This is a genomic window from Acinetobacter sp. RW6 (assembly GCF_041956835.1).
In the GTDB taxonomy this organism is placed as follows: domain Bacteria; phylum Pseudomonadota; class Gammaproteobacteria; order Pseudomonadales; family Moraxellaceae; genus Acinetobacter; species Acinetobacter calcoaceticus.
In genome coordinates this window covers 902,903-927,401 of record NZ_CP167121.1, presented here as the reverse complement: position 1 = coordinate 927,401, position 24,499 = coordinate 902,903, and the positions used below count along the sequence as shown (strand labels likewise).

The window sequence follows — 24,499 nt, the reverse complement described above, 5'->3', positions numbered from 1 at the left end:
AAAACTACTCTCCTCGAGCAAATAATTTATCTAATTGAGATAATGGAAATGCACGCCAAGTTGGCCTTCCATGGTTACATTGGCTCGCAAATTCAGTTTGTTCCATTTGGCGAAGTAAAGCATTCATTTCCGAAAGACTGAGTTGTCGATGTGCACGTACTGCTCCATGACATGCCATTCCAGCTAATAACTCATCTCTTTTTTGAAGTAATCCTTGTGCTTCATCATTTGGATCTAAATCATTTAAAAGTTCAGGAATAAGATTTTCAAAGTCAGCTTTTTGTAATATGGCTGGTACTCCCCGAACAATAATCTGCTCATCCCCATATAAATCAATTTCAAGCCCTAAACGCTCAAGTTGAGGTTTCAACTCTTCCACACGAACTGCCTGCATACGGCTAATAGAAATGACTTTAGGTATAAGCAACTGCTGAGATGTCCAGAACTCTGGTTTATCCCAAGCATTTTTCATTTGCTGTAATAAAATACGCTCATGCGCTGCATGCATATCAACAATAATCAGCCCTTCAGTGTTTTGCGCTAAAACATAAATTCCATGAAGTTGAGCAATTGCGATGCCTAACGGAAATTCATCGACTTTAGTTACTGGCTCAATATCTTCATTTACTGAAAAATTAGCAGGTTGATCACGCAGTGGCGCTAGGTATGTCTTTAACGCATTATTTAACTGAGGAGAGCCATTATATCTTGGGGTTTGATCTGCATAATGAACAGTTTGTGGTCGACTAGCATTAAAATCAGTTAATAGCTCTGTTGGTGCATTCTGAGTTCGCGCTTCATTGTCTGGATTTAAAGCTTCATTTGCCCGATGCAGCGTAAATTGTTCCTGATATTTAGGTTGAGGCTGCATAGAGTAATTTGAGGTTTCATCCACTTTCATCGCTTGAGCTAAATCAGCGCTCGCTGTCTGAAATTGCGACAAAGTTTCTTTTGCATAATGTCTTACAAACTCATGCACTTCTCTTTGATTCAAAAAACGGATTTCATGCTTGGTCGGATGAACATTCACATCGATATTTTCAGGATCAACTTCTAAGAAAAGTAAATAAGATGAATGCTGATGGCCATGTAAAATACCGTCATATGCCATACGTAGCGCATGTGAAATCGTTTTGTCTTTGACGATACGACCATTTACATAGACATATTGCATATCAGCCTGCGCACGTGCATCTGAAGGATGACCAAGCCACCCCGATAAACGCATGCTAATACTTTCGGCATCCATCCAATATGCATTTTGTACAAATTGCGAACCTAATAATTGCTGTACGCGCTGAAAACGGAGCTCTCCGCTATCTGCTATAGGTAAATTAATTCTAATATTATCATTATGTTCAAGCACAAAACGTATATCAAAATGCGTTAAAGCCAGACGACGAACAATCTCTTCAATATGACCAAATTCAGTCGTTGGTTTCTTTAAAAATTTACGGCGGGCCGGTACATTAAAAAATAAGTCCTGAACACGTATGTGGGTTCCCTTTTGAGCAGCAACAGCTTGTACCTCTTGATGATCAAAGGCTGTACCATTGACTTCAACCTGATGACCAATACCACTGTCATCTTGGCTACTGGTCAATGTCAATCTTGAAACTGCGGCAATCGAAGCAAGTGCCTCCCCGCGAAATCCCAAACTTACAATCGCGTGTAAATCTTCTGCCGTTTTAATTTTACTTGTTGCATGGCGCATTACGGCTAATGCTAAATCCTCAGAATGAATACCATGCCCATTATCAATAATTTCTATTAGCGTCGAACCACCTTGAGCGATCCGCACAATCAGTTCAGTTGCACCCGCATCGATCGAGTTTTCTAATAATTCTTTAACAACAGATGAAGGACGTTCAATCACCTCACCAGCAGCAATCTGGTTGGCTAACGCTGCGTCTAAAGTATGAATACGACGTTGTGTTAGCTTTTCATCAGTCATGAAGCTGTTCCTGCAAAGTCTGATATAAATGTTCTGTGGGTAGAGTTAAAGTTACAAAACGACTCAGCTCATCCTCTGACTTTTGAATATCGATGATGATATCTGCCTGAGGAATTTCATCACCACCTTTTGATGGCCATTCAAATAAAAATAATGCATCTGCGACATCTAAATAATCACGGATTCCCATTAATTCAAGTTCATAAGGGTCATTCAAACGATATAAGTCAAAATGAAAAATTTCTTTCTCATTGATTTTATACGGCTCAACTAGCGTATAGGTTGGACTTTTAACAGAGCCTTTATGACCTAAAGCTTGTAGGAAATAGCGCGTAAGTGTGGTTTTACCCGCACCTAAGTCTCCAATTAAATAAATCACACCTGACTGAACATGTTGCGCCAACGCTTGAGCTAGACGCCCAGTATCTTCTTCATGATTTAAGACCAATTTCAATGAATACGACATAGCACACATAACATGATTCAAAATAATCGATATGATAACATTGCCCTGCCTTAAAAGCCTACTCAAGCCCTAGAAGTTGGCTTTTTTTATATCAATTCTCTTACATATTGATACTTTTTTATGTCTAGTCCAAACGAATTTCTACCGCCCATGATCGATGGTGTGAGCGCAAGCCAAGTCTATCTTCCTGCACAAGCAACTGCTCAAACTATTTTTGAGTATCTATGCCAACATTTTCAACATATTAAAGCACAAGAGTGGCAGCAACGATTTCAGGATGGCCTTATTTATGGGGCAAATGGGGAAAAATTAACTTTAACTAGTCCTTATTTAAGCAATACGCATATTTTTTATTATCGATTTCTTGCCTATGAACCACATGTTCCATTTGAACATGGGATTTTATTTGAAAATGATGACTTACTGGTGGTCGATAAACCACATTTTTTAACAATTAGCCCAACTGGACAATATGTGCAAGAAACATTATTAGTTCGACTTAAAAAACAGACAGGCAATGAATTTTTAACACCGATACATCGATTAGACCGTGAAACTGCTGGAGTTGTTCTATTTTGCAAACGGGTTGAATCGCGAGGTATTTACCAACAATTATTTGCAGAGCGTCAAGTCAATAAAACTTACCACGCTATCGCTCCTTATAAAAAAGAATTAAAACTTCCTCAAACATTACATTTGCATTTAGATAAAGGGACTCCTTTTTACACCATGCAAGTTATGGCAAATGCTAAAGCAAACACTCAGACCTATATTGAGCTTATTGAACACAACCAGATTTGGGCTAAATATCGTTTAACACCGACGACAGGTAAACAGCATCAACTTCGTGTACATCTTAATTATCTAGATATTCCAATTAAAAATGATCCATTTTATCCGACTGTTCAACATAAGGCAGATGATGATTTTTCAGAGCCATTACAACTTTTAGCTAAGCACATTTCATTTGTCGATCCACTCACAAAAGGGGAAATGTTTTTCAATTCTCAGTTTGAATTGACGTTGTAATGTAAGCGTAATGACAAAAAGATTGTTTTTTATGCCGAAAAACATTGAAATTACATTGCGATGGTTTAAAATAAATTCCTAAAAATTAAAAATCATTTGGTTTTGTTATTCATGCGAAAAACAGAAGTTTATCAGGTTCGACTGGACTCCCAAGAAAAGAAACAGGCTTTTGCTGTTTTTAAACAATTGGGAATTACCCCTGCCCAAGCGGTACGACTTTTTTTTAAACAGGTCGTATTAACTAAATCTATTCCTTTTGCTATCGAAAATCAGAGCATTAATATGGAACAATTATTAAAACTCAGAAAAGCAAAAGCATCTTCATTAAATCAAAACCCATCGACTTTAGCCGAAGATGATGACCATGAAGATTTGTTTGAAGAACTAAATGCACTTCTTGGCGAGAGCGACAAAACTTAACACTGTTGCATTTATAAACAAGTTTTAACGTCAAAAAGTTCTTTTTTTCGTTATGCTCTCTTTGTAAAAAATATAATGATAAGTTACAAGGAGTACCAAATGATCGTTAGACGAGCGACTTTTGAAGATTTAGACCAACTCGCCGTTTTGTTTGATGAATACCGCCAGTTTTATGGGGCTTCTTCTAATTTTAATGAATCACTTTACTTTCTTAAACAACGTTTTGAGAATAGAGAAAGTGTTTTTTTTATTCATATTAAAGATGAAAAAATCACCGGATTCGTTCTACTCTATTTAGGTTTTTCCTCAGTTGCTTGTTCAACATATTATATTTTAGATGATGTATATGTTACGCCAATTTTTCGTCGCCAAGGCTCAGCCAAACAGTTAATCGATACTGCCATTTTATTTGCAAAACAACAAAATGCCCTACGCATTAGCCTAGAAACTCAAAGTAATAACCATGAGTCTCATCGTCTATATGAACAAATGGGCTTCATTCGGGATAGTGAGTTCCAGACATTCCATTGCTTTCTTAAATAATATTTTGTGCTAGCTGCTTTTGCTGCTCTGATAAATAAATCCATTCTCCATCTGCTATTTCAGGTAAAACCAATTGACCTACTTGATGGCGATGCAATGCTTCTACTTTATTTCCTACAGCAGCAATCATTCTTTTGACTTGGTGATAAACACCTTGATGAATGGTCATCGTTAATTGGTGAGTTTCCAACATTGCTACATTGGTTGCAGCAAAAATGCCCTTTTCCTGATGTAAGCTGACACCTTCGCTTAACATTACGATTTGCTCAGGTGTCACTGGATCGAGAGTCGTAACATGATAAACCTTTGGAACATGTTTACGAGGATGGGTTAAAGCCTGAAGATATTTACCATCATCAGTCAATAAAAGTAAGCCTGTTGTATCTTGATCTAAACGCCCAATTGCTTGGACGCCTCGATGAATCAGGATTTCAGGTAAAAGACTAAAAACGCTTTGATGATGCTGAGGCTGATGTGAACATTCAAAACCTTTTGGTTTTTTTAATGCAATATAAACTTGTGCTCGATACTGGTAAGTTTCTCCAAAAAGCGAAAATTCTAAATTTTCAGGAGAAAATTGCTTTTTAAGATCATCGGCAATTTCTCCATCAACACTTACAGAACCATTTTTTATTAACTGCTGACAATATTTACGTGAACCAAACCCTTGTGATTGTAAAATTTTTTCCAGCAGCATGGAGGTTTCTCTTTAGAACAAAACACTCATTTTAACGCAGTTTCAACTCCCTACTCACTACTCTTTGCATTTTGTTCATTAAACTGCACTCTATTCTTCAACTACTCGATAAATATTTTCGTTCTGTTCACTTTCAAATAACAATTCGGTTGTAGGTAAAATAATTTCATTATCAACAATAATATGTTCAATACGTTGGCTTAGCTTTAAAGTTTCATTTTCGTGTTCAACTAAATTTTGCTTTAGTTGAGCCTTGGCATCATGAATCTGATCAAACTGATCTTTAATTTTGATATCTACAATTTCCATAGTCATTATCCTATGTTCATGAGTAATGACTATTTTTATAACACAACTTCGAAAAACTATAAGATTTAACTTGTTAATTTATATAACATTGTGTCCAAGCGTAACCGAAAATTAAAACTCTTTATCAATGAGCGATATACAATAAAATTTTATTAAAAATAAAATCCAATATCTGCTGAATCTTTTAAAGCTTTCACATTCCTACTCTTAAATATTATACAATTCCATTTTATTTACTTGCCCACCCCGCTCCCATGCTTGCCCAATTTGATGTTAATTTAGTTGTCCTTCTAGTTCTACTTATCTGTGGTTTACTAAGTCAAAATGCAGCTGTAACCATTGCAGCAGGTGTGTTAATTGTCGTTAAAATTACGCCTTTAAATCAGTTTTTCCCTTTTATTCAAGCACATGGTCTTAATTTAGGAATTCTTATTTTAACCATTGGGGTACTCACACCCATTGCCAGTGGAAAACTGAGTGGAGAGACTATTTTAAAGTCCTTTGTTAGTATTAAATCACTGGTTGCCATTGCAATCGGTCTGTTAGTTGCATGGTTAGGTGGCCGCGGTGTAAAACTTATGTCGAGTCAGCCTGATGTTGTTGCAGGTCTATTAATTGGCACAGTTGCTGGCGTCGCCTTGCTCCGTGGTGTACCTGTCGGCCCTCTTATTGCAGCAGGCTTGCTCTCGCTATTTATCGGTAAATAAATTTTTTCGATATTAAAAAAGGCGCCATTGGGCACCTTTTTTTATGCTTAAGCTAAATGAATTGCTCTAGCCAGAATAATACGAAGTCCGTTTTAAAGAGAACTTTTCTAACTGCTTTAAGAACCCTTCAAAATAACTTTTTTCTTTTTCTTCAGTTCGATAGCCCGCATATAACGTCCGTCGTAAGCCTGTAGGTGAAACGCAATCTAAACGGCGACTCGTAACCCATCCCTTTTGTTCATATTCATTCACTACCCAATCAGGCAATGCCGCAATGCCCCGCCCACTCGCAACAAGCTGAATAAGCATTTGGGTTAAATCTGTTGTTCGTATTTGTTTAGGCTGAATATTCGCCGGAATGAAAAGTTTCGACATGATATCTAAACGATGCTTATCAACCGGATAAGTAATTAAAACTTCTTCTGCTAACTCTTGAACCGTAATATTTTCAGCACGAACTAATGGATGCGTGTTAGATAGAACCAAACGCGATTCATATTCAAAAATAGGGAAATACTCAATTCCTTTTAATGCAATTGGATCGGCTGTAATCAGCAAATCAAATTCAGCATTTTGTAAAAGCTCATGTGGATTAGCTTCAAATCCAGAAGCAAAGTCTAAATCAACGTCTGGGTATTGATGTCGATATTGATTCAATAACGGCATCAACCAGTCAAAGCAACTATGGCATTCAGATGAAAAGATAATTCTGCCTGTCTGTCCATGCACAATACGAGTAATATCACTATGTGTAATCTGTATTTGCGGTAAAACATCATCGGCTAACTTGAGTAAGCGTTGTCCAACATTAGAAAAACTAACAGGTCGGCTACGTCGATTCACCACCTCTACCCCATACCAATGATCTAATTCTTTTAATTGGTGAGAGATAGCCGAGGGCGTTAAACAAAGATCATTCGCAGCTGAAACTAATGAACCATGTTCACGTAAGGCAACTAAGGTTTTAAGGTGGCGTATTTCTAACATGGGCCCAAGCCTAAAAAAGAGATTTATCTATGAATGTCTTAATCTCATCTTTGCCTTTCAACAAATAGGATAACTGTAGATAAATCTTCACTAATGAATATTATTCATTTTACCATGGAATTAATTAATTTGTCTCAACATGAATTATTTTTCATAATTATTCTATTAGATGAATTTTTTTAATTTAAAGGTGAAGGTACAACCGTGTAGCTTACAATTACTACTTAATTGAAATCGAAAAGAATTTTATAAAAACAAAAAATAGACCCATTCTAGGTCTATTTCTTATAAAAAGTAATAATTACTGCGCCCACACATTTAAGCTAACAATCGTATAACTTTGATTGTTAGGTTTTACCTTTAAATTTAGTGGAGCTGTTACTTCTACTAAATACTCTCCAGCCTTTGGAAATTTAAGCTCAACCTGACCGCTGCTATCTGCTTTAAACTGCTGCACTTGTTTATCAGTCGCACCTTTTTCTCTTAAATTAATTTCAGCATTCGCGAGACTCGTTCCTTTCTCACTTATGGTTAATTTAACAGGTTGAGCAACTTTAATTGTGTTGGGATGTACAGAAAAGTTAACTTTAATCGGTGTGTTTGGAAGTTGAATATCTGAAACTTTTCCTTTAGAAAGATAACTTTGTAATACCCATTCTCTCGTTACCTCCTCTATTTTAATATTTTTCGCTTTAATGTCAGCTGGAATTAAATATTCACGTTCTGCTTTCGGTGGAGCCTTATCAACTGGCATATCAAAAAATAAATGCCATGTTTTTTGATCATATACATATTTTAAAGGATAACTTGCTTGTGTCTGAATGATATAAGTTCCCTCTTCCGGCAAATCTACATCAAAAACCGTGGCCGATTTATGCAAAGCTTCTGCTGTAATCGTCTTAAGCTCATTTTTAGGAGTAATTACAGTAAGCTTGGCATCCTTTAAAGCATACTCACTATTTAATGCTTCTTCGGCATAACCTGCAATTACAGGTACTTGAGTTTGTTCTGTTTTATAAGCTAAAGGCGCTACATAGGGCTCATGAGCAAAGCCTGTGGTACATATAAATGCAAGAGGCACAATTAAAAATCTATTCATTCTTACAAAATCCTGTTGTACACAAAGTTAAAAAAATCAGACAAAACATACGCAGCTACAGTATACATAAATAAAAATCATTATTATTATCATTTAATATTCAAATTTAAAATTCTCTAATCTTTTATTCAAAAAGAAAGAGGCCCACAGGCCTCTTTCATCTACATCATTGTTCTTTTACTTTTGGAAATGCCTGATTAAAATCAATAAGCTTATAACTTTTTACTAAATCATCTGGTCCGTAAGATACTTCGTAAGATGTTTCTTTACCGTTAAAATATGCTTCTGTCGGCGTCCCAAATACTTCCCAAAGACCGATTGAAGCAACATCTGCTACACCATGACCAAAAGCTCTGCCGACTTTCACCCACTTTGAATAACCTTGCTGAAAAGTATAGATCTCAACCCGTGTTCCATCACGGTATTCTGAAAGTACAGGTGCTCCAAACTCGGCAATCACATAGTTACGAGAACTACCTGGATTTAGAACATTTACATTTTTTTTACTTGGTTGATTACCCGCCATAAATACTGAGCAACCAGACATAGATAACATAGCCATACCCATAAGGCAGGTAATAAATAATTTTCTCACGACTTAAAATCTCTATTTTTAGATATTTATACAACTTCTTGTAATGCTTAAAGTATTACGCGCCAATCATATATAATTTTCAAAAGTTTTCCGATGAATTATTTCCCATGAAAAAATAAAATTTTTTTCCTTTAAATATGTAATCCTTCTCTCAATATTTTAGTTTTTTATTATTCTGTACTCTTTTCCCTTATACTTCTCTTTTTGAGTCTCTTCTTAACCTATTATGGCGTCCCCGCAATCTCCTCTATCAACACCTCAACACTATTCACTCTTTTTAGCAATTTTCTCACTCGCTGTAGGTGGTTTTTGTATTGGAACCACTGAATTCGTCGCAATGGGACTGATTCAGGAAATTGCAAAGAATTTAAATATTACAGTACCACAAGCTGGCCACTTTATTAGTGCTTACGCATTAGGTGTGGTTATTGGTGCTCCCATCATTGCTATTCTTGGTGCCAAAGTTCCTAGAAAAACTTTATTACTCGGCTTAATGCTTTTTTATGGTATCGCAAATGCCTGTACCGCTTTAGCCCATACACCTGAAACTATTTTAGTTTCACGTTTTATTGCAGGTTTACCGCACGGTGCATATTTTGGTGTTGGTGCATTAGTTGCAGCTGAACTAGCAGGTCCTTCACGAAGAGCATCTGCTGTTGCCCAAATGATGATGGGTCTTACAGTTGCAACTGTGATTGGTGTACCTTTGGCAACTTGGTTAGGTCAAAATTTTGGTTGGAGAGCAGGCTTTGAATTTTCAGCGACTATCGCTTTCTTCACCTTAATTGCTGTTGGCTTCTTTGTACCCAATATTCCAGTCCAAGCAAAAGCAAGCATAAAAACAGAATTAGCTGGCCTTAAAAATATCAACATGTGGTTAACACTAGCGGTAGGTGCAATCGGTTTTGGAGGCATGTTTTCTGTTTACAGCTATGTCTCACCAATTTTGACTGAATATACACAAGTGAATATCCAAATCATCCCTATAGCTTTGGCTATTTGGGGTATTGGTATGGTTATTGGTGGCTTAGCCGCAGGATGGCTTGCAGATAAAAATCTGAATAAAACGATTGTAGGCGTACTCATTGGCTCAGCGATCGCTTTTGTTGTGGCTAGTTTCTTAATGAGTAATATTTATACTGCGATTGCCTCATTATTTTTGATTGGTCTTACCGTAATGGGATTAGGTGGAGCATTACAGACTCGTCTAATGGATGTCGCTGGCGATGCTCAAACGTTAGCAGCGTCACTCAACCACTCTGCCTTCAATATGGCCAATGCATTAGGTGCATTTCTAGGTGGATGGGTACTCAGTCACCAAATGGGTTGGATCGCGCCAATCTGGGTCGGTTTTGTCTTAAGCCTCGGTGGCCTTATCATTTTACTTATTGCCTTTGCAGTAGAAAAAACAAGTAAGAAAATTTAATCAAAGAAGAAGCTAACTAATTTTTTCTAATCAGTTAGCTTACCGCCACAGTGAGGACAATAACATTTTGTCTCTCTAACCGACTCTTCTTCCTCTAATACTTTTTCACGCATAATTTGAATAATCAGATTATGCGCTTGTTCTTTTGGCAATCCCACTTTTTGACGAATACGCTCTATTTCAACTTCGTCATGTAAAATATCAATCCCTCGTACCTGAAGTAACTCACGAAATTCTTGCTCTAGTCTTTGATTCCTTTGATTGAGCTCATTTGCCAGCCCAGATGCTAAAATACCAGCTGGTAACGCTGCAATACCAACACCTAAAATGGTAATGAGTGCGCCTAATAACTTTCCTAAACTAGTCACTGGGGTGACATCGCCATAACCTACTGTGGTTAAAGTAACCACCGCCCACCACATAGATTTAGGTATTGAACTAAAAGCTTCTGGCTGAGCTTTATTTTCAACCACATAAATGCCAGAAGCAGTCATAATAATCATAATAATTAAAATAAAGATAACTGCCTGAAAAGAGCCCTTCTCACGCTTAATCACACATAACAATATCTGTAGTGAGATAAAATACCGCGTCAATTTTAATAAACGAAGTAAACGTAATATTCTGAGCATACGAAGATCGATTCGTACGAAGAAATTGAGATAAGCGGGTAAGATTGCCATCAAATCAATAATTGCTTCCCCGCTTTTCATCCAGTTCAAGCGGATTTTCCATGCAGATTGTGTCGTATCTCGATCTGCAACACTCCATAGTCTTAATAGATATTCAATACTAAAAATTGCAATTGAAATAACTTCAAAATAGTCGAACCAAACATGATAGCTTGTGTACAAATCATTTACTGTTTCTAACAAAACGGCAGCAACGTTGCCAACAATTAAAACAACTAAAAAATAATTAATACATCTACTTACCGTAGTTTCATAGTCATGATTATGAAGATTATTATAGAAAAACTTACGCAATCCCTTCCAAGCTGAATTTTGCATATTGATCTGACCACTTGATATTAAAGATATAGTAAGCTCTCGCCCTCTATTCACCAATATAGTCTTTAATAAATTTTCCTTAACTCACTTCAGCATTTAAAATTTTCTACTTTTTTTCTAAGGTCAAGTCATCGCTACACATCGGAATTCATTTTCTTCCCACCACTGCACATCATAGATGCCTGGGTGTGATTTCAAAATAAGATTAATATAGTTTTGCAGCAACATAATGTGATGAGTAATATCAAGCTTTCTAAATAAAAACTTTCTTAAAATAGGTGTATTTGGAGAAATAAAAATTGCGAATCCATTGCTATATTCTTCATAGACACTGATTCCAAGATACATGGTTATTTCGGGCAAAGGAATTTCAATTTGCCATCCCCAGTTTTCACTATATAGCTCTATATTTAAATGATATCTATTTTTCAATATACTAAAAATATATTGTGCAATATCTTCAGTTTTTTGAACTAAAATACCTTCTTCATCGGAGTATGATTTTTGATCATATCGTTGATAATCATCAAATTTAAATTCAACAATTGTCTTTAGCATTCTTAAATTCCCTATATAAAATACCCATGTTTTTTTTAATTATTTTTAAGTTCGTTTAATTATTTTAAAACAAAAAACCAGTTAATTTCTAGTACTATATTTAATTTTATATATATCAAATTAAAAAATGTCATATTTAGTATTTTTAAATAAACATATGAACCAATTCACACTTTTAATGAAAATAATAATTCATAAAGTCTATTTTTTACCCAAAATTATATATAAGTTATTTTATTAAATAATTTTTTCACTCTTTATATCTTAATCTAGATATATAATTTATTTTTTGATCTTTAATATTTTCTAAAAATTAGTATTAGAATATATTAATTTAATTAGGTATCTTTATAGCTTTTTCTAAAACTAACAATACTAGGTACTATTTATTAGGCTGATACCCATACAGAGAATTTATAATTTTGGAATCAATTTCAGAGCCAAAATTTCAGAAAAACTTAATAATACCAAATAAACCAAAGAAATTCTTAACACAAAAATTTCATCCCTTTTATTAAGATGAAAATTAGTACTTCCCACTCGTTATTTTTAAGTTTTTTGAATTTTTGTATCATTTAATCGATAATAGAACTTTAATACTTATTTCTTTAGCGATTCACTCATAAAGAACTTTATTTTTTTTAAACATATGAAAACAAGGGGAAATTACATGGGATTTAAAGCCCTCCCTACACTTATTTCTTTATTTATTACATTGTTAATCTGGTTCGTGATTCCTGTACCCGCAGGTGTTGATCCTGATGCATGGCATTTATTAGCGATGTTTGTAGGTGTTATTGCCGCAATCATCGGTAAAGCTATGCCAATTGGTGCAATTGCGATTATTGCTATCACCTTAGTCGCTGTGACAGGTGTTACCAATGACAGCCCAAGTGGAGCCATTCAAGATGCCCTTAGTAGCTTTGCAAATCCCTTAATCTGGTTGATTGGTATTTCCATCATGATCTCTAAAGGTTTGCAAAAAACTGGATTAGGTGCACGGTTAGGCTATTTATTTATCGCAGTATGGGGCAAGAAAACCATTGGTATCGGTTATAGCATGGTGCTTTCCGAACTCATTCTCGCCCCTGTAACACCCAGTAATACGGCACGTGGTGGTGGAATTATTCACCCGATTGTATTGGCAATTTCTACTAGTTATGACTCCGATCCTGCTAAAGGCACTGAAGGTCGGATGGGAAAATATCTGTCATTGGTTAACTACCAAGCCAACCCGATTACCTCTGCAATGTTCATTACAGCAACTGCCCCTAACCCATTAGTGGTTGATTTAGTGGCAAAGGCTACCAATAGTGAAATTTCTTTAAGTTGGAGTACATGGGCACTGGCAATGTTACTGCCTGGATTAATTGCTTTAATCATCATGCCTTTGATTATGTATTTAATGTATCCACCCGAAGTCAAGGAAACGCCTAACGCAGCTCAGTTTGCTAAAACTAAATTAAAAGAAATGGGTCCAGTCAGTAAAAATGAAATCATTATGCTTGGTGTATTCGGTATTTTATTGATGCTATGGGCGGGTATTCCTGCCATGATTTTTGGCTCTGCTTGGGCTGTTGACCCAACTACGACTGCCTTTATTGGTTTAGGATTATTACTACTTACAGGTGTTTTAAGTTGGGATGATATTCTGACTCAAAAGAATGCGTGGGATACGATTACTTGGTTCGCAGCATTAGTCATGATGGCGACTTATTTAAATAAACTGGGTTTAATCACATGGTTCTCAGGTGTTTTAGAAACCAGTATTGGTCATTTAGGTCTAAGCTGGATGCCTGCTTGTTTATTGTTAATGCTTGCCTATTTGTATGCACATTATATGTTTGCTAGCACCACGGCACATATTACCGCGATGTTTGCAGCCTTCTATACTGCTGGACTTGCACTCGGTGCACCGCCAATGTTATTTGCTTTAATGATGGCAGCGGCTTCAAGTATTATGATGACCTTAACCCATTATGCAACAGGTACATCACCTGTGGTGTTTGGTTCTGGTTATACGACGCTGGGCGAATGGTGGAAAGCTGGTTTTGTCATGAGTGTGGTCAATATCATTATCTTTGTGGTGATTGGCGGACTTTGGTGGAAAGTGTTGGGTTATTGGTGATTTGAAAATAAAAGCAAAGTCATATTTTATGGCTTTGCTTTTTATTACATATCGACTTTCACATAAAATCATCTAGCTTCAAAAAGTTACTATTAATAAAGTCTGTATATAACTTTATGTTTTCTTTCGTTTTTTCAACATCAATTAATTGAGAATCTTCATTTCTAACAATATATTTGGTCGTTAAAATTGTCATAGTTTCCCCAACACCAAACCGAACTGGTTTATTAAAACTTATTTCTGCTTGTTTAGCTTTTTCCAAATAATGCTTATAACAAATATTTCTGAATTTTTTATCATTCTTTTCAGACTTACTAGCTATTTTTAAAACCAAGTCTTCTTCTTGTAATTGAAGGTATTGTGTACATAGCTCATTTTTGTTAAATGCCCACCAATACCCCATAAAGCCACCATTTTGATTAGGAACATACCCCCAGTCGCCAGCATTTAACTCTTTTTGTAAATACTTAAAAAATCCAGTCCAATTGTGATGATTCCACTTCTCTTCAGTCAAAAAGTTGCTAACCTCCTCTTCGATTGAGAATATATGACTTTTAAAATCTAGAAAAATGTCATTATCCGTCACAGTTTTATTTAATAATTTAAGTAGATCCTGTCGATGAAAAATCTTGAATCCATCTTCCTCTTCCTTTTTGTAATTCGACTGATCATATGTTTTAAAATAAATAGCTAATATATTTGCCTTACCCATTTTGTTTTCGGCATAAGATTTATATCTAAACAGCTGATTACTATGTGGTTTTGCATTTACTTTATCCTCAACAATAATCATGAATTCATTAAGATATAAAACAATATCAATACTTTTTTCCTGCTTCCTCAATTCAAATTTATTAATAGTCTCTGGCATTTTTTTATTTTCTAAATTGAAAAAAAATTCAATTAAATTTAATGCACAAGTCTTTATTTCCTTATCAACATTTTCATAAATAGGATTTGCATGATCTAACAACCAAAAGATAAAAGCATCTTGTGATAATTCTTTTGTTGCATATTTAAAAATATTTGGTTTATTCATTCTAACTAATTACTCAAAAAATAAGGGCTGAATAATCAACCCTTATTTTTATCTAAATCAACAAATTAAGTCAATTGAGCAGCAGAGATTTTCTTAGTATCAACTTGATCAGCTTCTTTAGTATATTCGCTCATCTTGTCGAAGTTTAAGTATTTGTAGATCTCAGCAGATGCGCTGTCGATTTGCGACGCATACTGTTGATATTCTTCTGGGCTTGGTAATTTACCAAGAACTGCAGCTACAGATGCAAGCTCAGCAGATGCTAAGTAAACGTTTGCACCTTGACCTAAACGGTTCGGGAAGTTACGAGTAGAAGTCGATACACATGTTGTGTTCGGCGCTACACGCGCTTGGTTACCCATACACAATGAACAGCCTGGCATCTCTGTACGCGCACCAGCACGACCATAGATGTTATACAAGCCTTCTTCCATCAACTGGTGCTCGTCCATACGTGTTGGAGGAGCCAACCATAAACGAGTAGACAATGAGCCACTAGGTACTTTATCAAGTAACTGACCCGCTGCACGGAAGTGACCGATGTTAGTCATACAAGAACCGATGAATACTTCATCAATTTTGTCGCCTTGAACGTCAGAAAGAAGTTTCGCGTCATCTGGATCGTTCGGGCAGCAAAGAATTGGTTCTTTGATGTCAGCAAGATCGATTTCGTAAACTTTTAAGTATTCTGCATCAGCATCAGCTTTTAATAAGCTTGGGTTGTCTAACCACTTCTGCATGTTTTCAGCACGGCGCGCCATTGTACGAGCATCGCCATAACCTTCTGCGATCATCCACTTCAACATGGTGATGTTAGAACGTAAGTATTCAGCAACTTTCTCTTCAGACAGTGTGATTGAACAGCCAGCAGCAGAACGTTCAGCAGATGCATCAGAAAGTTCGAATGCTTGCTCAACAGTTAAGTCATTTTCCATTTCTGATAAATCGATCTCAAGGATACGACCAGAGAAGATGTTTTTCTTACCTTTCTTCTCTACAGTTAAGTCACCCGCTTGAATCGCGTAGTAAGGAATTGCATGTACAAGGTCACGTAAAGTGATACCAGGCTGCATTTTACCTTTGAACTTAACAAGTACAGATTCAGGCATATCAAGTGGCATAACACCAGTTGCAGCTGCGAACGCAACAAGACCAGAACCTGCTGGGAATGAAATACCGATTGGGAAACGTGTATGTGAGTCACCACCAGTACCAACTGTATCTGGAAGTAACATACGGTTTAACCAAGAGTGGATAATACCGTCACCTGGACGTAAAGATACACCACCACGGTTCATGATGAAGTCAGGTAATGTATGGTGAGTTGTTACATCAACTGGTTTTGGATATGCAGCAGTGTGACAGAAAGACTGCATTACCAAGTCAGCTGAGAAGCCCAAGCAAGCTAAGTCTTTTAACTCGTCACGAGTCATTGGACCAGTTGTATCTTGAGAACCAACTGTAGTCATCTTAGGTTCACAGTAAGTACCCGGACGGATACCTTGACCTTCAGCTAAACCACATGCACGGCCAACCATCTTCTGAGCTTGCGTGAAGCCTTTACCAGTGTCAGCAGGTTGTACAGGTGTACGGAACAATGTAGAAGGTGCAAGACCTAATTCTTCACGTGCTTTAGTTGTCAAACCACGACCAATGATCAAGTTAATACGACCACCAGCACGTACTTCGTCTAAAAGTACTGGAGTTTTAAGTTCTGCTTCTGAAATTTGTACGCCGTCTTTAAAAGCAGTAACTTTTGCAGCAGCGTGGTCAATTTTCAATACAACTTCGTCGCCCATGTTCATGTTAGCAACGTCGATTTCTACAGGTAATGCACCTGCGTCTTCCATTGTATTAAAGAAAATTGGAGCGATTTTAGAACCTAAGCACACACCACCATCTTTTTTGTTTGGAATGTGTGGAAGTTCGTCACCGAAGAACCAAAGTACAGAGTTAGTTGCAGATTTACGTGAAGAACCTGTACCAACAACGTCACCAACATAAGCAACTTGGTTGCCTTTCGCAATAAGTTCTTTGATTTGGTTTAATGGACCAACTTCACCTGGTTTTTCAGGATTGATACCATCACGCTCGTTTTTCAACATTGCATTTGCGTGTAATGGGATATCTGGACGGCTCCAAGCATCTTGTGCTGGAGACAAGTCATCAGTATTTGTTTCACCAGTTACTTTGAACACAGTGATTTTAATTTCTTCTGGAACGTCAGGACGGCTTGTGAACCATTCTGCGTCTGCCCAAGATTGTAAAACAGCTTTAGCATTAGCATTACCCGCTTTTGCTTTATCTGCTACGTCATGGAATGCATCAAATACAAGAAGTGTTTTCTTTAACGCTTCAGCAGCTAGGCTTGCAAGTTCAGTATTATCAAGAAGCTCAACGAGTGGTGCTACGTTATAACCACCAAGCATCGTGCCCAGTAAGTAAACTGCACGCTCTTTAGAAACGAGTGGTGAAGTTGCTTCGCCTTTTGCAATTGCTGCCAAGAACGCTGCCTTTACGTAAGCTGCTTGGTCAACACCTGCAGGAACACGGTTTTCAAGCAAATCAACCAAGAACGCTTCTTCGCCTGCTGGTGGATTTTTTAATAGTTCAACAAGCTGAGCTGTTTGAGCATCATCAAGTGGCTTCGGTGGGACTCCGAGTGCGGCACGTTCTTCAACGTGTTGGCGGTAAGCTTCTAGCACGGTGTTCATTCCTCTTTTTTTGAAAAATTACTTGCAAATTCCAGCTTTCTTAAAAAGCTTCACAAGTAATATGGACTATAAAAGTTTACTAGAGTTCAAGGTAAAAGTTAATGAAAACGGGGTGTTTCTCCGTGATGCCCATTATTTTGTATCTAAATACCAGTGTGCAAATAATGAGCGAACTAGCCAAATCTGGGCTATTTTTAAGCAAAAAAGCCTCAGATGAGAGGAAATTCAATAACCGTACTCAATTAGAACGATTTATATTTTGGCATTTTGTCATGAGGCGTTGCCAAACATTCATCCATTGCTTGCTTTCTAACTTTTTCTTGGAGTGCTTGAGAATCTTTAGTCAGTTCTTCTTTTGGAATTGCATAAACTTTTTCAATAACATTAAGAATAAATTTTTTCGTAATGTCATCTTCAATCTTATTTGCATGCTCAACTGCTTGAGCTTTTTCAATTGCTTGCTGACGATCAAAAACAATACTTCTCGCTGCATTTCCTACGCTAGTACAAAAGCCATGCCACTGCTCTTCAGGTGTTAAAGGCTTCTTTTCTGAACAACCGACAAAGAACAAACTCATTGCAATCAATAAAATCTTTTTCATCATTTCACTACACTAATTATTGCTGTTGATATCATACGGAAAATCATCATTTTTGCAAAAATTGCCATAAAAAAACCGAGATAAAAACCTCGGTCTTTTTATATCAAGCATTAGAAATGCCAGTTTCATGATTCTGGTTAATTAAAAAATTTGATATCCGTAGGCGTTGGTATTTTTGCTGCATCACCAGCAGGTTTTAAGGTGCCATTTTTTGCATCAAAGCGGAATAAACTAATGTTATTACTAAAAACGTTTGTCACATATAGGTATTTACCAGACGCATCGAAGGAGAAAGCCCGTGGTTCAATACCATTCGCTTTATAAACTGTTGGTTTACCTAACAATCCATTTTGTTGAATTTTAAATACCAAAAGTTTGTTGTCTGCACCACGATTGGCAGCAATCACATATTTGCCATTTGGACTGAGGATAACTCCACTCGCACTCTTAAATTCAGGTGTTTTATCCTCATGAATCAGTTTTAGCTCAGCTACTTTTTTCAAATGACCATCTTGCACGTTAAATGTCACAATTTCACTTCGCATTTCTGCGGTAATGTACGCATATTTGCCATTTGGTGAAAAGACCATATGACGTGGACCAGAACCATGGGTAAAGGTCACATCTCGACTGCTATCCGCTTCGAGTGGTTGAGGCTTATTTGGGTTATAACGAAAAGTATAGATTTTGTCATTTCCTAGGTCGCTCGCATATAAATACTTACCATCTGGGCTGAAAGTTGTCGAATGTGCATGACCACTCTCCTGACGCCCTTTAACATGACCAGAACCTTCCGCGAAAACAATATTTTGAACCATTTCACCTAAATGGCCGTTTGGCAAAATTGGCAAAACAGCCACCCCACCACGACCTTTATCGAATGCTGAATAGTTCGACACAAATAAGAATTTACCATCTAAACTGATTGATGCATGTGTTGGATGTCCACCATGGCTATTCACTGTGTTCAACACCTCTACCTTACCATTTTGAACTGATAAAGCAGTTACCGCTCCTTCATTTTCTTCATTAGTGGTATAGGCAAAACGACCATCTTTCGATTTTACAATCCAAGAAGGACTTTTCATTTTCAACACATTAATAGGAGTTAAAGTTCCATTGCTATTCACTTGAAGCTGGTACAAACCTTCACTGGCTTGTTTTGGTTTTTGCACAAGCGGTGCATCAGGGATAGATGTCCATGTCCCCACTAAAGCGATTTGTTGCTGTGCAGCATTTACAGTGGAGCACCATCCAAATGACAAAAGCGTCAACGACAATGTTGCTGTTAACTTGTGAATTAGCCCACGATATTTAATATTTGTATCGTTGTCCTTGCCATATTTTATTTCAACATAAGTATCTATTTTCACGTTTATTTCCTTGAAAAATTCACCTTATTTGCACTTATCAACAAGGTATTATCAATCTAATTTCATTTAATGTTTCTGAAAACTAATTTATAAAACAGCAATTTTCAAGTGAATTTTCTTTAATCAGAAATCTACTCAAGGTGGGCTTACTTTTAAGAGAATCGATGGTTTATATAGTAAATATTCAACTTTTTTAAATGTTATGAAGGTGTTATTAAATTAAAAGCCCACTTGAAGTGAGCTTTTAATTTATTTATTAGTGATCGAAACCAATCAAGGTATTCACAGTACTAACGTACTTTTCTAATGCTTAATTTCCATCTGCTAGAAGCGCCAATTGTAGAATAAATCGATTGCTCTTTCTAAAGATTGACTTGCTTCTAAATATAAACGGCGGTTCATTTGATAACGTAAAGTCAGCTTGTTGACTGGAGTGAATACTCCCACACCATAACGAATAAACAGATCCGGTGTGATATAGCCAGTTAAGCTCACCTGAGTATCATCACCTGTACCTTGAGCATCTAAAGCTAATCCACTTAGACCGAAAGTACGTCCAATCTGGTTAGTTAAAGCACGTGTACCACCCAAGCCCATACTGATACCAGCAGCAGCAATGGTGTTGTTTACATCAGATTTAAAGCCCTCTGCATTACTCAAGCCACTAGAACCTTCATTAATACGTCCCGTGACGAGCGCATTTAATGCTTCCTGCTCAGATAGTCCTGCATCATTATAAACTTGAATGTTTGGCGATGTCGCAGTACCTGTAACACGTACCCCAACCATACTACCCTGAACATTTTTGTTTGCATCTATATCTAATGTTGGGTTTGCCAATGGGCCATTGAAACGTGCAATCGCTCGGTTCAAATCTAGACTTTGTCCATAGGCTTCAATTTTTACTTTTTGACTGACACCAATTGCCCCGTTAGCTCTCATCGCAGTCTCGTAGCCACGTTGACTTAAGTTTAGACGACCAACTAACGGAATATTACTGTTAAAGCCTTGGAATATTACTTGCTTTCCAATATTAACAGTAATATCAGCTCGGATATCCCAAGGTTTAGCAGCACGTAAAATTGCAAGCGGGTCTTGGCCTTGTCGAACTATGCGGACATCTGATGAAGTATTAATGACTGGTGCTGTTGTTTCTGGCATTGAAATTCGTGCACGAGGAACATCTACTGACCCTTTTAAGCTTAAACGCTTATCGAAAGGATACATATCAAGTGTAAGGTTTGGGTTGGCAATTGCAGTAATTAGTGGCGCCTGACGTACAAGTAAATTATCACCTTTGAGATTTAATTGAAGACGCGGTGCATCTTTCCATTCAAAACTACCTTTTAAAAGCCCCACACCTTGACCACTATTAAACGCTCCATCAATTGTTGCCATGTTCTGACGAATTGATGAGTAAACCTGAACATTAGTTAAATTAACTGGTAGCGAAATCATACTGATTGCACCATTTTTCAGACGCATTTCACCAGTAAACTGTGGTTGAGTTAATGTACCGTTGACTTTACCAGCCAAGGCTAAAGTTCCACTTAGTGTGCGCACATCTTGGATAAATGGTTTCAAGACTTTTAATTGAACATCATTAAAAGCGACCTCACCATGCATTGGCATTGATGGTTGGAATGGATTGATAATAACATTCGCATATCCTGTACCAATATCAGGTGTTTTAACATCAACACGGAACAATAGACCTTCTGATACACTTTTTGCAATAACACTTAGTTCATCATAAGCCAGAGTGGTTGCAGGATCTTGAGGATCTTCCGCAGCTAAACCAATTTCACCTTTGCGCGTAATTAAACGGGCATCAAGTTTTGGATTTCCTCCATTTACCCACGCTGCCTTGGCATAACCATTTAATTGTCCAGTCATCGCTAAGCCTTCTGGCATAAATGCCGCGAAGTCACTTAAATCCATGTTTTGAGTTACAAACGAAATATTACCGCGTGCTTTACTTACCCGTACCGGTTGGTCAAAGCAGAGCTGGCTATTAGCACTTTGCCAGCAGTGTTGACCTACATATAACTCAGACCGTGCCGAAGAAAAAATCACTGGAGCATTTTGATTTTGTGCCAGACGGATTCGTCTTGAATCAAAACTTCCTTTTTGAATTTGACCTAACCAATCATTATTTTGGTTAAACCCACCTGCCAACTGAACATAGAACTTGGAAATACTATTATTGCCGAGTACTTTCAATAGATGTGCTTTTCTTGTTCCAGTTAAATTCAATTCGGCAGACTGAATTTGTCTATTTCCACTCCGCAAATTATCTAATTTTGCGGTTAATTGAGTCGGTGTTGTTTCCGATGTTGGAAGCTCCCCTTGAATACTCAACCTCTTCACACTTACTAAAGTATTAAATGCAAAGTTATCTACTGCGATATTTGCTGTTGCTTTTAAACGTGGCTGCGATTGTACATTTAGGTCGCCATAAGCTCGACCACGCAATCCCGGATATAACTCGTAGAGTGCAGGTGCATTGAGCTTGATTTTTAGATTTTGTGCATTACCTGTCGCCTGTAGCTGATTCTGCCCATACACTAAAAATAAATTATTGGCTTCAAACTGCTGAGGAAAAAAGCCCTTTTTATTAGAGTCCATCAATAAAGATAAATTACCCTTACCTCGAACAGGTTTATTATTTATAAAGCCTGCAAGATTCAATTGCTGAATATTAATTCGTTTCAAATGGTCTGACCAAACCCCTTGGGTTTTCAGATTCCCTGAAATTTCACCTTTTACAGTTGAGGTAAAATATTGGGGTTTAAAGCGTACCAATGAACTATTAATATCCCATGCAATGCCATCTTTTAAATTTACAGAACCTGTTGCATAGATTTTTCCAGCGACGCCATCGTGCTGTAACTGGTTAATTCGAATAAAATCTGGTGTACCGGCTATAGAAAACTTCAATAAACCATTTGCCTGTTTTAAGGCTTTTAAAGATCCATCATAATTAACTGCAAAACCTTTAAAGCCACCACCAGCTTTCACATCATTGAATAATAATGCTGCTGTACTTTTACCACCTAAACTTACAGTTTCTTGACCTGCTTGAGCCAGTCGACCCGTTAAATCAATTTTTTCAAATTGAATGATTTGCTGGTTTGGTTTAGCAAAACCATTTGCTTTAATCGAACCATTTAAAAGATTAACAGGCGCTGCTGCATGGATACTTTGTGGATTAAAATCTTTTGCATTTAACAATGCGTTCCAAACCAACTGACGTTTTTCGGTAGGAAGCAACACTTTAGCCTGACCAGTTAAACTACCTTTTTCAGCAGTAAAACTAAAATTGGGAACATTTAAAACATTATCTTTAACATTTAGATTGGCTAGATATTGCCCTGCTGGCAATAAAGTTTTTTCATGCTGATATACTTTTGTAGCAACTTTAATGTCTTGCTGACCATCACGTAATGTTAAATCAACCTGACCACTGTCACTGCTTAACCATCCGATATAAGGCATTGCACGGTCTATTTTCGTCCAAGCTACATTCATGAGCATCGGTTGAGGTTTATTATTTTTTTCTGGGGCCTGATTAAACTTAAGCTTCCAAGACTCGTAACGGTCAAAATCAACATTAGCAAATACTTCAGTACCTTTTTCCAAAGAACCGGTTGAAGCAACAGCAGCATCTAAACTTGGCGGTAAAAAGTCTTGAACGACCTGAGGAATTGCTTTGTCTTTAGGATTAATATGGTCTAAACGGCCTTTGATATCCCAAGTAACATGATCTTTCCAGTTCACCAAACCTTTAAGGTTAACAACACCTTTCATGACTTGGCCATTAAAATCGGTAATATTAAGTTGATGAACTAAGTCAGTATTCATTAAAGCGTTGTATTGACCTTCAGGTAAATTCTCACCCTTTAAATCTGTATCAACTGCTAAATTAAGTTGTTTAATATCGCCTTGAAACTTGATCACACCATTTTTTGCAAATAATTTTTGTTCAACCAATAAAGGTAAATGATAATTTTTGAGTAATAACTGACCTTGCATTGGAACTTCATCACGAACAGGATGCAATACCACCCAACCTGTTAACAAATCAGGAGTTGTTGTTGCAACACCAGCTTTTAAAGTATCTAAACTTCCGCGAGCTACGACTTTAATATTTTGAATATTTAAACTTTTTAAAGATGGGATTCTTAAATCTGCTGTCGCATTTAATGGATATTTACCACTGAAATCCATTTTTCCTGTGGCATTGTGGACTGAAAGATAGCCCATATCCATGCTAGATTTTTCAAATTCCAGTTTTGTCTCAGACCAAAGTGCATCTTGTAGATGAACATCATGAAAACTTACATCTGAGGTTGCTAGCTTAATTTCTAAATGATCGACATCGGCTTCATCAACACGTAGAACAAATGGCAACTTAATAGGCTTAAATTCAAATGCCTTACCAGAAGGCGGAGTTTTATTAATAATACGTAAGTTACGCACATCTGCATGGCTCAAATGCACTTCTTTTTCTAATAATAAAGAGCGCCAGCCTAAGCCTACGTCAGCTCTATCTAATGAAACATCAACGTCCTTTAATTGCACCAAAACATTCTTAAGAATAATTCCACGCAGTAAGTTCCCGCCTTCGTATTCATATTTAATTATTTTCTGAGCGTCTAAAACCCGATCTAATAAAAAACGACTTCCGCGATCTGTTGACATCATGATCACTAACGAAGACGCTAATAATAAAAATATGATCAATATCGTCAGCACGAAACTACGCAAAATACGCCGCTTCTTAGGAGAGCTAGGTGCCGAAGTTGGCTGCTGTTCTACGTCCGCCATAAAATAAACCTAA

General features: G+C 36.9%; 20 protein-coding genes. 6 read left to right on the top strand and 14 right to left on the bottom strand.

Annotated features, from left to right (window positions below; translation table 11 throughout):
• Positions 1-4: 4 nt before the first annotated feature.
• Positions 5-1,954, bottom strand: a complete 1,950-nt coding sequence (gene mutL, locus ACB088_RS04290) for a DNA mismatch repair endonuclease MutL (protein WP_092706818.1) — start codon at positions 1,952-1,954, stop codon at positions 5-7.
• Positions 1,947-2,420 carry a tRNA (adenosine(37)-N6)-threonylcarbamoyltransferase complex ATPase subunit type 1 TsaE gene (gene tsaE, locus ACB088_RS04285; RefSeq protein ID WP_035362360.1) on the bottom strand — a complete coding sequence of 158 codons (474 nt, stop codon included), beginning with the start codon at positions 2,418-2,420 and terminating at the stop codon, positions 1,947-1,949. Before tsaE ends, mutL begins: the two co-directional genes overlap by 8 nt.
• 120 nt (positions 2,421-2,540) lie before the next feature.
• Between tsaE and ACB088_RS04280 the strand changes: the two genes are divergently transcribed.
• From ACB088_RS04280 to ACB088_RS04270, 3 genes are all read left to right on the top strand, one after another.
• Complete coding sequence (locus tag ACB088_RS04280) at positions 2,541-3,449, top strand: pseudouridine synthase (protein WP_375038104.1); 909 nt, start codon at positions 2,541-2,543, stop codon at positions 3,447-3,449.
• Between the two features lie 111 nt (positions 3,450-3,560).
• Positions 3,561-3,869 (top strand): type II toxin-antitoxin system RelB/DinJ family antitoxin, encoded by a 309-nt coding sequence (locus ACB088_RS04275; RefSeq protein ID WP_003652408.1) that lies wholly within the window; start codon positions 3,561-3,563, stop codon positions 3,867-3,869.
• 99 nt (positions 3,870-3,968) lie between these two features.
• Positions 3,969-4,412, top strand: a complete 444-nt coding sequence (locus ACB088_RS04270) for a GNAT family N-acetyltransferase (RefSeq protein ID WP_004643268.1) — start codon at positions 3,969-3,971, stop codon at positions 4,410-4,412.
• Here ACB088_RS04270 and ACB088_RS04265 read toward each other — a convergent pair.
• Positions 4,405-5,109: a pseudouridine synthase gene (locus ACB088_RS04265; protein WP_375038103.1), complete on the bottom strand. Its 705-nt coding sequence runs from the start codon at positions 5,107-5,109 to the stop codon at positions 4,405-4,407. The two genes, ACB088_RS04270 and ACB088_RS04265, sit on opposite strands and share 8 nt — an antisense overlap.
• Positions 5,110-5,199: 90 nt before the next feature.
• Entirely contained in the window at positions 5,200-5,418 is a 219-nt protein-coding gene (locus ACB088_RS04260) for a hypothetical protein (protein ID WP_017388115.1), read from the bottom strand.
• Between the two features lie 254 nt (positions 5,419-5,672).
• On the opposite strand from ACB088_RS04260, the gene ACB088_RS04255 reads away from it, so the two are divergent.
• A complete protein-coding gene (locus tag ACB088_RS04255; RefSeq protein WP_375038102.1) occupies positions 5,673-6,125 on the top strand; it encodes a DUF441 domain-containing protein in 453 nt (150 codons plus the stop codon).
• 66 nt (positions 6,126-6,191) lie between these two features.
• On the opposite strand, the gene ACB088_RS04250 is transcribed toward ACB088_RS04255, so the two are convergent.
• The 3 genes from ACB088_RS04250 to ACB088_RS04240 form a co-directional block, all read right to left on the bottom strand.
• Positions 6,192-7,112, bottom strand: coding sequence for a LysR family transcriptional regulator (locus ACB088_RS04250; RefSeq protein ID WP_003652415.1), 921 nt, complete (start codon positions 7,110-7,112; stop codon positions 6,192-6,194).
• 301 nt (positions 7,113-7,413) lie between these two features.
• On the bottom strand, positions 7,414-8,211 hold the full coding sequence (locus tag ACB088_RS04245; RefSeq protein ID WP_375038101.1) for a DUF4198 domain-containing protein: 798 nt from the start codon (positions 8,209-8,211) through the stop codon (positions 7,414-7,416).
• A 166-nt stretch (positions 8,212-8,377) separates the two neighbouring features.
• Complete coding sequence (locus tag ACB088_RS04240) at positions 8,378-8,806, bottom strand: hypothetical protein (RefSeq protein WP_199989838.1); 429 nt, start codon at positions 8,804-8,806, stop codon at positions 8,378-8,380.
• A 226-nt stretch (positions 8,807-9,032) separates the two neighbouring features.
• Here ACB088_RS04240 and ACB088_RS04235 point away from each other — a divergent pair, with 226 nt between their 5' ends.
• Positions 9,033-10,232, top strand: coding sequence for an MFS transporter (locus tag ACB088_RS04235; RefSeq protein WP_375038100.1), 1,200 nt, complete (start codon positions 9,033-9,035; stop codon positions 10,230-10,232).
• 26 nt (positions 10,233-10,258) lie between these two features.
• Here the strand turns inward: ACB088_RS04235 and ACB088_RS04230 are convergent, their stop codons facing one another.
• Together ACB088_RS04230 and ACB088_RS04225 are read right to left on the bottom strand one after the other, a co-directional pair.
• On the bottom strand, positions 10,259-11,242 hold the full coding sequence (locus ACB088_RS04230) for an ion transporter (protein ID WP_270902662.1): 984 nt from the start codon (positions 11,240-11,242) through the stop codon (positions 10,259-10,261).
• A 123-nt stretch (positions 11,243-11,365) separates the two neighbouring features.
• The gene (locus ACB088_RS04225; RefSeq protein ID WP_375038099.1) at positions 11,366-11,800 is read right to left on the bottom strand and encodes a hypothetical protein; all 435 of its coding nucleotides are present in this window, start codon (positions 11,798-11,800) and stop codon (positions 11,366-11,368) included.
• Between the two features lie 670 nt (positions 11,801-12,470).
• Here ACB088_RS04225 and ACB088_RS04220 point away from each other — a divergent pair.
• Positions 12,471-13,928 carry a DASS family sodium-coupled anion symporter gene (locus ACB088_RS04220; protein WP_375038098.1) on the top strand — a complete coding sequence of 486 codons (1,458 nt, stop codon included), beginning with the start codon at positions 12,471-12,473 and terminating at the stop codon, positions 13,926-13,928.
• A 58-nt stretch (positions 13,929-13,986) separates the two neighbouring features.
• On the opposite strand, the gene ACB088_RS04215 is transcribed toward ACB088_RS04220, so the two are convergent.
• The 5 genes from ACB088_RS04215 to ACB088_RS04195 form a co-directional block, all read right to left on the bottom strand.
• On the bottom strand, positions 13,987-14,967 hold the full coding sequence (locus ACB088_RS04215; RefSeq protein WP_375038097.1) for a PD-(D/E)XK nuclease family protein: 981 nt from the start codon (positions 14,965-14,967) through the stop codon (positions 13,987-13,989).
• Positions 14,968-15,032: 65 nt separating this feature from the next.
• Positions 15,033-17,672: a bifunctional aconitate hydratase 2/2-methylisocitrate dehydratase gene (locus ACB088_RS04210; RefSeq protein WP_375038096.1), complete on the bottom strand. Its 2,640-nt coding sequence runs from the start codon at positions 17,670-17,672 to the stop codon at positions 15,033-15,035.
• Between the two features lie 251 nt (positions 17,673-17,923).
• Positions 17,924-18,286, bottom strand: a complete 363-nt coding sequence (locus tag ACB088_RS04205; protein WP_003652424.1) for a hypothetical protein — start codon at positions 18,284-18,286, stop codon at positions 17,924-17,926.
• Between the two features lie 134 nt (positions 18,287-18,420).
• Positions 18,421-19,656 carry a lactonase family protein gene (locus ACB088_RS04200; protein WP_375038095.1) on the bottom strand — a complete coding sequence of 412 codons (1,236 nt, stop codon included), beginning with the start codon at positions 19,654-19,656 and terminating at the stop codon, positions 18,421-18,423.
• 324 nt (positions 19,657-19,980) lie between these two features.
• On the bottom strand, positions 19,981-24,486 hold the full coding sequence (locus ACB088_RS04195; protein ID WP_375038094.1) for a translocation/assembly module TamB domain-containing protein: 4,506 nt from the start codon (positions 24,484-24,486) through the stop codon (positions 19,981-19,983).
• Between the last annotated feature and the right edge of the window lie 13 nt (positions 24,487-24,499).

Bases quoted from the DNA above. Each gene is read 5' to 3' on its own strand.
- mutL (WP_092706818.1), bottom strand. From the start codon at position 1,954: ATGACTGATGAAAAGCTAACACAACGTCGTATTCATACTTTAGACGCA.
- tsaE (WP_035362360.1), bottom strand. From the start codon at position 2,420: ATGTCGTATTCATTGAAATTGGTCTTAAATCATGAAGAAGATACTGGG.
- ACB088_RS04280 (WP_375038104.1), top strand. From the start codon at position 2,541: ATGTCTAGTCCAAACGAATTTCTACCGCCCATGATCGATGGTGTGAGC.
- ACB088_RS04275 (WP_003652408.1), top strand. From the start codon at position 3,561: ATGCGAAAAACAGAAGTTTATCAGGTTCGACTGGACTCCCAAGAAAAG.
- ACB088_RS04270 (WP_004643268.1), top strand. From the start codon at position 3,969: ATGATCGTTAGACGAGCGACTTTTGAAGATTTAGACCAACTCGCCGTT.
- ACB088_RS04265 (WP_375038103.1), bottom strand. From the start codon at position 5,109: ATGCTGCTGGAAAAAATTTTACAATCACAAGGGTTTGGTTCACGTAAA.
- ACB088_RS04260 (WP_017388115.1), bottom strand. From the start codon at position 5,418: ATGGAAATTGTAGATATCAAAATTAAAGATCAGTTTGATCAGATTCAT.
- ACB088_RS04255 (WP_375038102.1), top strand. From the start codon at position 5,673: ATGCTTGCCCAATTTGATGTTAATTTAGTTGTCCTTCTAGTTCTACTT.
- ACB088_RS04250 (WP_003652415.1), bottom strand. From the start codon at position 7,112: ATGTTAGAAATACGCCACCTTAAAACCTTAGTTGCCTTACGTGAACAT.
- ACB088_RS04245 (WP_375038101.1), bottom strand. From the start codon at position 8,211: ATGAATAGATTTTTAATTGTGCCTCTTGCATTTATATGTACCACAGGC.
- ACB088_RS04235 (WP_375038100.1), top strand. From the start codon at position 9,033: ATGGCGTCCCCGCAATCTCCTCTATCAACACCTCAACACTATTCACTC.
- ACB088_RS04230 (WP_270902662.1), bottom strand. From the start codon at position 11,242: ATGCAAAATTCAGCTTGGAAGGGATTGCGTAAGTTTTTCTATAATAAT.
- ACB088_RS04225 (WP_375038099.1), bottom strand. From the start codon at position 11,800: ATGCTAAAGACAATTGTTGAATTTAAATTTGATGATTATCAACGATAT.
- ACB088_RS04220 (WP_375038098.1), top strand. From the start codon at position 12,471: ATGGGATTTAAAGCCCTCCCTACACTTATTTCTTTATTTATTACATTG.
- ACB088_RS04215 (WP_375038097.1), bottom strand. From the start codon at position 14,967: ATGAATAAACCAAATATTTTTAAATATGCAACAAAAGAATTATCACAA.
- ACB088_RS04205 (WP_003652424.1), bottom strand. From the start codon at position 18,286: ATGATGAAAAAGATTTTATTGATTGCAATGAGTTTGTTCTTTGTCGGT.
- ACB088_RS04195 (WP_375038094.1), bottom strand. From the start codon at position 24,486: ATGGCGGACGTAGAACAGCAGCCAACTTCGGCACCTAGCTCTCCTAAG.